Below are 12,407 nucleotides of genomic sequence, written 5' to 3' on the forward strand. Positions count from 1 at the left end.
GCCTAAGTGAATTTCTGGGGATTTTTTGTGGCCTCGGCACAGGGACATCCACGTCGTCAATCGGTGAAGCGAGGCAGGCTTTTCGGGTGTTGCCGGGGCGCGCCGTTAATCCGACAGTGAGACCCTCGAGACCCAAAATCTGCAAAGGCCTGGCCGGGCGATTCACATACGATAATGCGCAAAGCGTCTCAGTCCATCAAAATGGCCCGGCTGGAAAGGGGTTGAGTTGCGATGGATCGCGTTGAACGGGCCTTTATCGCAACCGCGATAACGGGCTTCATGGTGATGACTGCGGCGATTGTCTGGATGATGGTGAGCTAACAAGCCGGGAGACCTGCCATCTTGCGCATCGCCTTGCCTTATCTGGCAGTTGCATTGTGCATGGCCGTAACCGCTTGGCTGGCCTTTGTGCATTTGCTTTAGCTCTGACAAGCTCGGCCGCGGATGATCCGCAGCAAAAGCCGCCCAAGCCGCTACGACGATGTCCCGTCGCCGTCAGCACCGGGTTTCCCGAGTTCGTCGCGCAATCGCAGCCCGCGAACGAGAGGGTCGCTGTCGCGCAACAGCCTTAGCGCCTCGCGAACCAGTTGGCGGGAATGGATCAAAACCTGCGCATCGAGACGGGTGTTGGGTGCGTAGATCCTGAGGTGCTCGTTTGAGTTCGCGCGCGGAGCGATCTGGGGCCGAATTCTCGTCATATTCAGTATCACGTCTGGTTTTGGATCAACCCGCTCAGCCCACGGAGCATCGCCGCAATATCGATCGGCTTCTCCCAGAGCGAGATATGCTCGAATTCGGGACCTATGGTGCCCTTGTCATAGCCGGTTGTAAATACAAAGGGCACGCGCCGCGACGTGAGCCCGCGTGCAATCGGAAAGATTCTCTGGTCGCGGACATTCACATCGAGCACGGCGCCATGGAGAACGCCGCCGCGCTCCAAGATGTGCAGGGCGTCCCCGACATTGCCGACGGGCCCGATGACCTCGGCGCCGAGTGCCCGTAACGCGCGTCCAATGTCATCTGCGAGGAAATACTCGTCCTCGACGACGAGAATGCGACGCCCTGTCAAAGGTGCCGGGGCGCATGACGGGATCGGGGTTTCCAGCATGGTGCCTCCAGCACACGCATCGGTCCGTTAGGAACATGGGCCAAAGGCCCGGTTTGGTACAACGACAATAGGCAAAGGCGGGTTCCATGGGCAACCGCGACATCATCGTCATCGGCGGTTCCGCAGGGGCGACCGCGCCGCTCAAGCAGATTTTAGGCCGGTTCCCCGTAGACCTGCCGGCGGCCGTCTTCGTCGTATTGCATATCCCGGCGCAAGGCATCGGCATCCTGTCGACGGTTGCAAGCGCGGCCGGCAAGCTTCCGGTGCGGCAGGCGACAGACGGCATGGTCATCGAAAACGGCAACGTCTATCTGGCCGCACCCGACCACCACCTTCTCATTGACGACAGCCATATCATGCTCGGCCGCGGGCCACGGGAGAACATGGCGCGCCCCGCGATCGACGCTCTGTTCCGCTCCGCGGCTCTGCATTTTGGGCCCCGGGTCATCGGTGTGGTCTTGAGTGGATTGCTCTCCGATGGAGCCGCAGGGCTCAACGCCATCAAGCGCTGCGGCGGGATCGCGCTGGTACAGGATCCCCAGGACGCGATTTCCGACGAGATGCCGTTGCGGGCGCTGGAAGAAACCACGGTCGATCTCTGCGTCTCGGGCGCACGGTTGGGAGACGTCCTCGCCGATCTGGCGCGGGAGAGCCCGGGGACAATGCCTCCTATTCCACCGGAAATTCGACTCGAGGTCGAAATTGCCGCGGGCGAGCGGCTCGGAACCGAGCGGCTGACCAAGATCGCGGAACCGGCGGCGCTGACATGCCCGAGTTGTGGGGGTGTTCTTTCCGCCATCAAGAACGCCCACCCCCTGCGGTTCCGCTGCCAGGTGGGGCATGGCTACACCGCCGATGCTCTCGCCAAGTCGCAGGAAGGCCGGGTCGACGAGGCTTTACGGGTGGCGCTCCGCATCATCGAAGAGCGGGCTGAACTGGTGCACCGGATGGCGATGGACGCCAGACAAAGCGGGCGAGCGGCGGTGGCTGAGATGTATGCCGCGCGGTCCGCCGAATACCGCGAATATGCCGACATGATCCGCCGCGTCGTGCTACAATCGCTTCGCACTCCGCCCTCCAAGCCGGAAGCTTGAGGCACCATCATGGCCAACTTCCCTGCCGACCGTGCCGAGGAGCTTCGCCGGGAAGAACTTCTGTTGATCAAGTCCGAGACGGACCTCAGTGAGGGCGGCAAACGGCTCCGCGATCAGCAGGACCGGCTGACTTGGTTACAGGATTCTGGCCACGATACGCGGCAGGCCGAGCGGCTGGTTTTGGCGCTCAGGGAAAGCCTGACCGAATGGCAACGGCATCATGTCCTGATCGAGCAGCGCATCGCCTACCTTCGGACGGTGGTCTTCCCGGTTCCGCCCGTCCGCCACTGACGGACTGTCCCGTTGCATCGAAACGATATGACGGCGGTGGTTGCTCTCGTCGATGCTTCGCCCGTCGCGTGACAATCGCGAAGCGAGCACATGGCTTGAAACGGTCAGGCAGGTTTTGTCCTTTTAGTTGTTGGGATTACATCAATTCTGCTATTTGCAGAAGGCCGGAGAAGATATCCGGTTCAGAGCATGCTCCGGGAAACCGGATAGAGGCTTTCCGAAAAGATCGTGCTCAAACAAGAAGCTAAGAAACGGGAGCATACAGCAGCATGGACGACAAAGCCGCCGCCGCCCCGGCCAACCGGGAACGCCAGTCCGGGGCGCGGCTGATCATTGGCGTGGGCGCTTCCGCCGGCGCGATGAACAGTATCGACCGCTTTTTCTCCAAGCTTTCGCTCGAGCCCGATCAGGCAATCGTGCTCGCACTACAACTTCATGAGGCGCTCGACGAGACCCGATTGCGCGAGATTCTCGCGAAGGCCCGCGGCGGCGATGTCTCCGATATCCATGATGGAGCCATCGTCGAGGGCGGCACGATCTACGTGTGTCCGACTGCGATGATCACCACCGTTCAGGGCGACAAGTTCGCAGTGCGCAAGGCGGCGCAGGAGCCCGGCGAACGGGCAACGATCGACAGTTTTCTCGTATCGCTCGCCGAGGATCGAGCCGAGCACTCCATCGGTGTGGTGCTGGCCGGCACAGGCGGTGACGGCACGCTCGGCGTCGCCACGCTGAAAGACCATGGTGGCCTCGCGATCGCCGAACAGGTCGAGCACCCGGGTTCCGAACACCTACACGACAGCAACAAGGCCGCGGCAATTTCCGACTATGTGCTGCCGCCGGAACAGATTCCCGAGCACGTCCAGATCTATGCCCGCCATTTGCGCCGGCTCGAGGAAAAGCTCGGATTTGATGAAGTCCTCGCGGCTGCCTCGACCTCGCTGTCCCGCATCGCGGACGTCCTTCGCACCAAGACCGGCAATGATTTCCACGGCTACAAGCAGAACACTTTCCTTCGCCGCGTGCAGCGGCGCATGCTGGTGGTGCAGATCGACGAGATTGCCGCCTATGTCGATTTCCTCAAGAACGACAAGGACGAAGTCCATCACCTCTTTAATGACCTGCTGATCGGTGTCACCGAATTCTTCCGCGACAAGCGTGAATTCGAGGTCCTGGAGACGCAGATCGTCCCGGACATCTTCAAAGGCAAGCGCGCAGGCCAGCAGGTCCGCGTCTGGGTGCTTGGGTGCGCCACCGGTGAAGAGGCCTATTCGATCGGCATTCTACTTCGCGAACACATGACGAAGCTCGACTCCGCGCCACAGGTGCAGATTTTCGCAACCGATATCGACGGACGGGCGCTCGCCGCAGCGCGGGTCGGTCGTTACCGGACGAATATCGAGGACAACATGTCGCCGGAGCGCCTTGCGCGCTGGTTCGTTCGCGAGGGCGATACCTATTGCGTCGTAAAGGAGTTGCGCGAGATGTGCATCTTCTCGCAGCACAACGTCATCAAGGATGCGCCCTTCTCCAAGCTCGACCTGGTCTCGTGCCGCAATCTCCTGATCTATCTCAACGCCGAGCTCCAGAACCGGGTGATCCCGCTGTTCCACTTTGCGCTGCTGCCGGACCGTTTCCTGTTTCTTGGCAATTCCGAGAACGTAACGCGGCATCCAAAACTGTTTACGCCGCTGGATCGCCGAGCGCGCATCTTCAAGAAGCTCGAGACCGGCACGCGGCTGCCGCCGGAGTTTCCGATCACGACTTCGGCAGGGCGAGTGCCGCCGATACGATCTTTCAATCCCGACATCGGCCTGGAACGCCGGGCCCAGCGCATCGCTGAACGCCACGCACCGGCCTACGTCATCATCGACGATAATTTCCATATCCTGCATTTCGCCGGGCGCACGGGGCGCTATATCGAGCCAACGGCGGGCGCGGCGACGCTCGAACTGCTTCAACTCGTGCACCGGGACCTCAGGTTGGAATTGCGCACTGCGCTCAGCCGTGCCGTCGAGAGCAAAGAAGCCGTCCATGTCGAGCAGGTGCAGCTTGGCGTCAACGGTCACCGTGTGCTCGTCGATATCACGATCGAGCCGATCGAGGATGGTGCCAGCGGCACCCGCAATTTCGTCGTGCTGTTCAAGGATGGTCCGCTCGGCGCCAAAGAAGATCTGGACAACAATCCGAACGCGCTGATCCGAACGGAGCACGTCGAGCGACTTGAAGGTGAATTGCGGGCGGCGCGCGAACGCCTCCAGTCCACGATCGAGGAACTCGAAAGTACCAACGAGGAATTGAAATCGTCGAACGAGGAGTACCAGTCCCTGAACGAGGAGCTACAATCCGCAAATGAGGAACTAGAGACCTCGCGCGAGGAGTTGCAATCGGTCAACGAGGAGCTCACGACGGTCAACGGCGAGCTGGCCCACCGCGTGCAAGAATTGACGCGCGCCACCAGCGACCTCAAGAATTTCCTCGAGAGCACGCAGATCGCGACCGTGTTCCTGGACAATGACCTGCGCGTGATGAATTTCACGCCGGCGATCACGCAAGTCCTGCACATGGTCGAGACCGATGCGGGCCGTCCGATTGCCCATATCAAGGCGCGTATCCCCATCGAGGACCTCTATGAAGACGTGCGTCGCGTGCTGCGTACGCTCGCGAGCTCGGAGCGCGAGCTGACCGCGCCCGACAGCGGAACGCGCTACATTGTCCGGATTTTGCCCTATCGAAGCATCGATAATTTCATTGCCGGCGTCGTGATCACGTTCGTCGACGTCACCGCGATCACGCGGGCCGAAGAGCAGCAGCGCCTGCTCCTTGCCGAACTTCAGCATCGGGTGCGCAACACCCTGGGCGTCGTCCGCTCGATCGCCCGCCGGTCGGCCGAGAGCAGCACCACCGTAGAGGAATATTCGGCGCATCTCGATGGTCGCCTCAATGCGTTCGCGCGGACGCAAGCCGTGGTCACGCGCGATCCCGAAGGGGGCGTCGATCTCGAATATCTCCTGGTCGAGGAAGTGCTCGCTTGCAACGCCAGCGAAGACGACCAATTACGCGTCTCCGGACCCGCCGTGCGATTCCAGCCGAAGCCGGCGGAGACCTTTGCGCTGGCCATCCATGAACTCGCAACCAACGCGCTCAAATACGGCGCCTTGAGCCAATCCTCAGGTCGTATCGAAGTATCCTGGCGCATCGACGAGTCGGTGGATCCGCCGCAACTTGTTTTCGAATGGCGCGAGCGGGGTGGGCCGAAGGTCAGTCCGCCGCAACGCAAGGGTTTTGGCACCGAGCTCCTGGAACGGACACTTGCTTTTGAGTTCAAGGGGCAGACGAGCCTGGCGTACAACAGCCATGGGCTGGACTGTACGATCACGATGCCTCTCAGCAGACGCGCGTTTCATACACCCGCTGTAGCCAACTGATGCATACGCCGGTCTCTCAGGGGAGTCTCGCGCACACGGTCGTTCGCCGCCTGAACGCCTTGCGATCCCTGACGGAACAAGCGATCGCCACCCTCGAGTACGCGGTCCTCGAGGGCTTGCACCATGCTGGACCAGGTGAAGATCTGATCTCGGAAGGGGATATGGTCGACAGCATTCGGATTCTGCTGTCGGGATGGTTATGCCGGTACAAGACGCTCGAGGATGGCCGGCGCCAGATCGTCAATTTCGTCGTTCCTGGTGAGACCTGCGATGTGTACGCCTACCTGTTGTCGCGGATGGATCACTCGATCGCAGCCATCACGCCGGTCACCTATGGGGAAATCAAGCGTGCGCGTTTGGAGAAGATGGTGGCCGACGACCACTCCCTGGCGGAGGCGTTCTGGTGCGAAACGCTCCTGAACAATGCAATTCAGCGCGAGTGGGCGACCAATCTCGGTCGGCGCACGGCACTGGAGCGAGTTGCCCATCTCTTTTGCGAGTTGTTCGAGCGGCTGCGTCCGGTCGGTCTGACCGACGGCAATTCGTGCGGTCTTCCCGTGACCCAAATGGACCTCGCTGATGCCACCGGCTTATCGGTCGTCCATCTCAACCGGACCCTTCAGGAATTGCGGGCTGCTGGCCTGATCGTGCTGCGGGACCGGATGCTGACGATCAACGATATCGAGGCCCTCAAGAACGTGGCGATGTATTCACCGGGCTACTTGCAGATATACCGTCCCGGTTGACGCACGGCATCGCTCGATTTTCCGTTCGGCGTTTTCGTTGGGCGTGAGCTGCCGTCAAATATCGAAGCCTGCATCCCCAGCGTCAGGCTGCGATGCGGCATCTGGCTCGGCGCATAAAAAATCAACGCATTAACCTATGGAAATGCCGGAACTCACATTTCCGCCAAAACTCCAACAATACCGGTTTGGGCAGCCCCCGACCGTCACGCTAATTGGCCTCGGCGTCACCTCCCGCCGGGGCCGGTTGCCTCTTTTACCGAACGCCAATGACCGCCAAACGCAATCGAACGAAACACGATCAATCGCTGCAGCAACGGCTTCTTAAATGGGCCGAAAACGCGCGAGACCGCGCGCGCCGCATGCCGCCGGGCAAAGATCGCGAAATGTTGTTGCGTCGTGCGAAGCAGAGCGAGGTGACCTCAAGCCTGACGCAGTGGCTGACCGCTCCGGGCATCCAAGGATACCGGGAACGAGGAGGATCATGAAACACTACCGTGCCTTTCAGATTGACCCGGGCGGCCATATCTTTGGCTGCATAAATCTGGTTTGTGATGGCGATGATGAAGCCAAGCGACAGGCCGCAGGGCTGGTACTGCTCCATCGCATCGAGCTGAGGCGCCTAGACCGGCGGATCGGATTGTTCGATGCCGCTTCTGGTATTGCAGACTATCGGGCTATGCGACCTCGTCAGTATCTGAACGGCGCGTCGCTGGAGCCACCAGGAGCCGCGCGGGTCGCGCCGTGTTAGACGGATTGCAGTCAGCTTTCCGAGGAGCGAGCATGACGCTGCAGTCTGATGGGGCATTTTCGCTTAATGATGGCGTGTGCGGAGATGTGCCGGACGTCGGCTCACTTCATGCTGATCAACACCCCTCACTACAAGCATACTTGCAAGGAATGTGCGGAGATCTGCGCAGAATGTGCCAGGGACTGCATGCGCGTTGGCGATATGGAGGAATGCGCAGCGATGTGTGACGCTTGCGCTGATTCTTGTCGGAAAATGGCGGCTTAAATGGCTAAACAAGACCAAGGCATCGTGCGCGACGAACGCGGACAGGAGCAGCCCAAGGACAAAGACCGGGCTCAGACTGCAACCAAAACGGAACCGGGGCACATGCCGCAGCAACCCGTGAAACCGCAGAAGCCGAAAGACGATGCCTAAATACTTCTTCCATTTAGTGGGCCGCCTCCCCGCTCACGACCTGCTCGGTCACAACTGTGCAAACGATACGGAAGCCAGGATTCGCGGTAATTTTATCGCCCACAAGGTTGGCACCGGAAAGCCTGAGATGGCGCGAGAGGGCAATTTCATTTCGGCCCGCGATGCGCGTAATAAGGAGATTGCTCAGGTCCCTCTGCCCTCAACAACGGCTTAGGCCATGTGGCCAGGAATCAACGTCCTTGGTCGTCTTCTTCTCCCGCCGAGGCGTCATCTTCGCCGGACTTTCTTTGCCGGGTACGCGCACGCCACGGGTCCTAGCTGTTCGCGCTGGATGTCGTCTTCGGATTTTTCCGGCTCGCGGCCATTGATGAGTTCGGTGTTCATGGCTGTCCTCGAAAGCGAAGGGCTCCCGGAGCGAAGCCCTCTCAGGGTCAGAGGCACATCAGCCCTTGTGTGCCAGTACTGGGAAAGCCTCGCAATCGCCCGAGCCGTTCCTATAGTGAGCATGGCGTCAAGAAGAGCGCGGCGAAGTTCAAGGGCGTGTGGGTTGTCGCTGTTCAGCGTGGCCTTAGCCCTACGCCAGAACTTATCCCTGCCCTCGGCCTCCCGGCTTTTTCCCAGAGTTGCAATGTATGGTCTCTGATTTGCTCTTCGTCGGCATAGCTGCTTCACGTTCGATCATGCTCGTACCGGTCACGCACGATTTGGTCTGTCTTGCGATCCTGGCGCTTGTCGCGGTAGCGCCAACTCAAGGTGCCGTAGATCAACGCGATCAGGAGTATTAGCGCTCCGATGAAGTAGACAATCTCCATTGTTACCCTCACAAATTTGGTCGATCGCAGCTGAGCGCTCTTCCGTCCCCGGCCGCTTTGGGAGAAAGTCGAGCAGCTCTTCGCTAACGCCGTCCGGCTCTTGGCTAGTGCGGCGTCTCGGGCTGCTGGCCTTGGCGCCTTACGGACATATTGCTGTCCGGCATTCGGTCCGCCCCTGATCTCCGTTGTCATCTTTGCCGCCAGACGTGGAGGTACCACTTCCGCTGCGTGAGGCCGTAAATGCGCCTGTGGTCGTGCGCGGGTCTCTATTCGGTGCCGTTGAGCTCGCCGCGGGATCACCATTAACCGCCCCTCGCCCGCTCGGCGAACCCGCCTGCTGTGCTGCGGCACTGACAATCGATAGAGCGAGCACCGCGGCCGTTACCAGTAATTTGTTCATTTCCTCCCGCGGGTTGGACGGCTTCCTGCCCGCTGATAATCGGTCGGACACCCAGTCTGTTCCTATCGAAGAACAGCTTTAGCTTTTTCTAGTGCGTATTGGTCCTCTGCCAGTTTTCGAGGTCGACTGCGTCGGCTTCATTGCGTTGCTCTTGTTCCGGATTGCCCTTCCATGGCTGATCCGTCTGCTTGTGCGTCTTCTGGTCGGCCCGTTGCCGCAGATCGTCTTTGGGTGTTTCCTCGCTCATTTGCTCGCTCCCGTTTCGGAGAGAGAAAGCGCCGAGGTCGGCAAGCGTTCCTTGTGGCAGAACTGATGAGTGCGCCCGACGCTGAAGAGACATAAAGCATTCTGCCGAGCCCCCTACGCCGATCCGGAAGCCGCTGCGCGGAAGCTCATCGAGGTCGCCGTCTCTCCGCGCGCGGCAGTGCCGAAAAGCAACCCTTCACGGGTATACACAGGCGCATCCTAGTGGTGCGCGTGGGGGGTGATCACCGACAAAGGCCGCCCCTGCCAGATCAATCCAGGCGACTAAGTCCACCCCTCGAAAACTTGGGTGGCGGCTGTTTTAGACTGACCTAAAGACGAGTTCTTTTCAGCTCCGAAGCACCCGCATCAGTCAGCGATATTGCAAAACACCGGCGCCGTGGCGGCGCTCAATCCATTTGCAACTGAGAGCCTGAACTTTGATCCGTGGAGCATTCGGGAGCTGCGCGCTGATGACCCAATCGCGGCCACGTAGCAGGTCGAGGAAACGTCTATACCGCTGATCGAACCGCGGCGGAGGTTCCTCCTCATGTGCGGCTCTGACCTTTCTCAGCGCGTCTTCCAGAGAATGTTCGATGCACATGCCCGGCACTGTCACCGCTCCGATTTAAAAAACAGTTGCCACCCGACAGGCCAATGTCGTCTCGACGTAACCCGCGCCTTAGTGCAGATGTTCGGGCAGTTCCCGCGCTGGAACGAATCGGATGGAGTCAGATTGAATCCCGGTTCTGTGGCGTGGAGTTGCTTATGCGTCAATCTCGGTGGATCCCTTCCGCGGTCGCGGCCGACGAGCCAACAGTCTATCTGGTCGCGGACGATTTTGGACGGATGGGAAAGCGCCTGGTGCGAAGCCGACCTCGAAACCGCGGACCTTGAGACAGTCATTCTGGAACTGATGGCCGGCGAGTATTGGCGGCCGATAAGATCGTTGCCTTTAACACGGCAAAGAGCTGGCCTGGAGACGTCCCCGGGGACAGTAGTGGCGTCTGGTCAAAGGTGGCCGACGTGGGCTGACATTGTAAATCCTGTTGGCCTACGGCTCCCGGCGAAGGCCAACGTAGATAGAAATAGCATCGTTCCTGTTTGCAGGCTTTGGAAACAGCTATAAACTAGCCCGTGTTGTCCTTCGCCCCTGTCGTCGTGGATCCGCCTGAGACTGATACGCGAACGTCGTGCCCTTGGCGCAACGCTAGCGATGCGGCCGCGACGGCTGCTTCAAAAGCTGACTCTTTAGTTTCGTAACTGTTCCCAGCCTGCCCATCATGCATCAGGAGCAGCGATGGCTCCCAGAGTATCGGGATGGTTGCGGGGACATGCAAGCTCGTTTGTTATAACTTCTGGCCTAGGAGACCTCCGGCGGCCGGCGGCGAGATCGAGAACAGCCATCAACTCGCCGCGCAGGATCGCGTGGCTCTCGCCTCGCTTATCGCCGGGAGTTATCACTACCCCGCCAACCAGCGAGCGGATGTCCTCGCGGGCCTCCGCGTTGGACTCTGGCGCGGCCAGCGTTTCCGCAAGACGGATCACCTTGGCGCGATAGTGCTGAGCGATATTGGGATGAACGTCCGGGACATCGGCGGGCGCCTCGGCAAGACGCGCCTCGATCTCAGCCTTCTGCTGCTCCAGTTCGTTCATCCTCGCCTTCATCGCCGGCTGATACATACCGTCCTCGATGGCGTCGAGAATCGCGTTGGTTCCCCTCTCAATCTTCTCAAGGGCGCGGCGGCTCGCTTCCACTTGCGCGCGCCGCTCGTGGTTCTGGCGATTGGTCTCCTCCGCGTAGGCGCGCACCGCGACCGCCACGGCCTCGGGAGATACCAGCTTGTCGGTAAGGCCCGCCAGCACTCGACCCTCGATGTCGTCCCGGCGAATGGTGCGGCCGTTGTCGCATATCCCTTTGCGGAAATGACCAAGACAGCCGTAGCGGTCGTTGACGACGATGCCATATCTGCCGCCGCAGCACCCGCAGGTGAGCAAGCCCGACAGAAGGTAAGCAGGACGGCGCAAGCGGTTCAGCCGTTCCGCGCGAGCGGCGCGGACGCCCTTCGTCGTCGCCTCGAACTGCTTTGCAAGCTCGGCCTGGCGCAGCTTCACCCGCTGCCACAACTCGTCATCGACGATGCGCAGCTCCGGCACCTCGGTCCTGATCCATTTCGCCTCGGGGTTCGGACGCGACACCCGCTTGCCCGTATTCGGGTCCTTGATGAAGCGCTGCCGGTTCCAGACCAGCACGCCGGCATAAAGCTCGTTGTTGACGACGCCATTGCCCCGGCAGGCGTGCCCCCGGATCGTCGTGTCGCCCCAGGTGTGGCCGAACGGACCAGGAATGCCATCCCGGTTCAGGTCGGTCGCGATGGCGCGCGGCGATTTCCCCACCGCGAATTCCCGAAAGATGCGGCGAACAACCACGGCCTCGGCCTCATTAATCTTGCGTTCGCCCCGAACCGGCTCGCCCTCACTGTCGGTGCGCTTCACCACGTCGTAGCCGTAGCAGAGTCCACCGCCAGCTTTGCCCTTCTCGACCCGCCCGCGCAAACCACGATGGGTCTTGGCGGCGAGATCCTTCAGGAACAGAGCGTTCATCGTGCCTTTGAGACCAACGTGAAGTTCGGAGATCTCGCCTTCGGCCAGAGTGGCGATCTGTACGCCGACAAAGCGCAGATGCTTGAACAGCGTCGCGACGTCGGCCTGATCGCGCGAGACTCGGTCCAGCGCTTCGGCGAGCACAATGTCGAACTTGCTACGGCGGGCGTCCTGCAATAGCGATTGGACACCCGGTCGGAGAATGACGCTGGCGCCGGAGATGGCGGCGTCCTGATAGGTATCGACGACCTGCCAATCTTCCCTGCCCGCATGCTCACGGCAGATGCGGAACTGGTCCTCGATCGACGCCACACTCTGATTGTCAGTCGAATAACGGGCGTAAAGCGCAACCCTGAGCATGGCGTTCTCTCCGATCAGACCTTCACATCGATTCTGCAATTTCCGCCGCCGTCAAGATGCATGTTTCACCGCGGTCCGACGACACTCCGTCCCTCGCCCGCTTTGCTCCGGGAGTCTGATCGTCACCTGAGCAAACGAGCAGGTAGACGAAACTGTAGC

At 60.5% G+C, this 12,407-nt stretch carries 11 protein-coding genes and 1 pseudogene; 8 read left to right on the forward strand and 4 right to left on the reverse strand.

All coding sequences use genetic code 11. The features are described 5' to 3' along the window. Positions 1-706 precede the first annotated feature (706 nt). The gene (locus tag ABIA96_RS18060; protein ID WP_354138389.1) at positions 707-1,108 is read right to left on the reverse strand and encodes a response regulator; all 402 of its coding nucleotides are present in this window, start codon (positions 1,106-1,108) and stop codon (positions 707-709) included. Between the two features lie 86 nt (positions 1,109-1,194). Between ABIA96_RS18060 and ABIA96_RS18065 the strand changes: the two genes are divergently transcribed. From ABIA96_RS18065 to ABIA96_RS18100, 8 genes and pseudogenes are all read left to right on the forward strand, one after another. Beyond that, positions 1,195-2,202, forward strand: a complete 1,008-nt coding sequence (locus ABIA96_RS18065) for a chemotaxis protein CheB (protein WP_354138390.1) — start codon at positions 1,195-1,197, stop codon at positions 2,200-2,202. Between the two features lie 9 nt (positions 2,203-2,211). After that, on the forward strand, positions 2,212-2,493 hold the full coding sequence (locus ABIA96_RS18070) for a hypothetical protein (RefSeq protein ID WP_354138391.1): 282 nt from the start codon (positions 2,212-2,214) through the stop codon (positions 2,491-2,493). A 269-nt stretch (positions 2,494-2,762) separates the two neighbouring features. Further along, positions 2,763-5,921, forward strand: coding sequence for a CheR family methyltransferase (locus ABIA96_RS18075; protein WP_354138392.1), 3,159 nt, complete (start codon positions 2,763-2,765; stop codon positions 5,919-5,921). Continuing rightward, the gene (locus ABIA96_RS18080; protein ID WP_354138393.1) at positions 5,921-6,667 is read left to right on the forward strand and encodes a Crp/Fnr family transcriptional regulator; all 747 of its coding nucleotides are present in this window, start codon (positions 5,921-5,923) and stop codon (positions 6,665-6,667) included. Before ABIA96_RS18075 ends, ABIA96_RS18080 begins: the two co-directional genes overlap by 1 nt. A 266-nt stretch (positions 6,668-6,933) precedes the next feature. After that, complete coding sequence (locus ABIA96_RS18085; protein ID WP_354138394.1) at positions 6,934-7,152, forward strand: hypothetical protein; 219 nt, start codon at positions 6,934-6,936, stop codon at positions 7,150-7,152. After that, positions 7,149-7,415: a hypothetical protein gene (locus tag ABIA96_RS18090; protein WP_354138395.1), complete on the forward strand. Its 267-nt coding sequence runs from the start codon at positions 7,149-7,151 to the stop codon at positions 7,413-7,415. Before ABIA96_RS18085 ends, ABIA96_RS18090 begins: the two co-directional genes overlap by 4 nt. A 54-nt stretch (positions 7,416-7,469) precedes the next feature. Then, positions 7,470-7,679: pseudogene (locus ABIA96_RS18095) on the forward strand (four-helix bundle copper-binding protein); the annotation flags it as partial. After that, positions 7,680-7,829 (forward strand): hypothetical protein, encoded by a 150-nt coding sequence (locus ABIA96_RS18100; protein WP_354138396.1) that lies wholly within the window; start codon positions 7,680-7,682, stop codon positions 7,827-7,829. 668 nt (positions 7,830-8,497) lie between these two features. On the opposite strand, the gene ABIA96_RS18105 is transcribed toward ABIA96_RS18100, so the two are convergent. From ABIA96_RS18105 to ABIA96_RS18115, 3 genes are all read right to left on the reverse strand, one after another. Next, on the reverse strand, positions 8,498-8,641 hold the full coding sequence (locus ABIA96_RS18105; RefSeq protein ID WP_354138397.1) for a hypothetical protein: 144 nt from the start codon (positions 8,639-8,641) through the stop codon (positions 8,498-8,500). Between the two features lie 488 nt (positions 8,642-9,129). Next, entirely contained in the window at positions 9,130-9,288 is a 159-nt protein-coding gene (locus tag ABIA96_RS18110) for a hypothetical protein (RefSeq protein ID WP_354138398.1), read from the reverse strand. A gap of 1,277 nt (positions 9,289-10,565) precedes the next feature. Further along, positions 10,566-12,248: a recombinase family protein gene (locus tag ABIA96_RS18115; protein ID WP_354138399.1), complete on the reverse strand. Its 1,683-nt coding sequence runs from the start codon at positions 12,246-12,248 to the stop codon at positions 10,566-10,568. Between the last annotated feature and the right edge of the window lie 159 nt (positions 12,249-12,407).

This window comes from Bradyrhizobium sp. LB11.1, assembly GCF_040549385.1.
Taxonomy (GTDB): Bacteria; Pseudomonadota; Alphaproteobacteria; order Rhizobiales; family Xanthobacteraceae; genus Bradyrhizobium.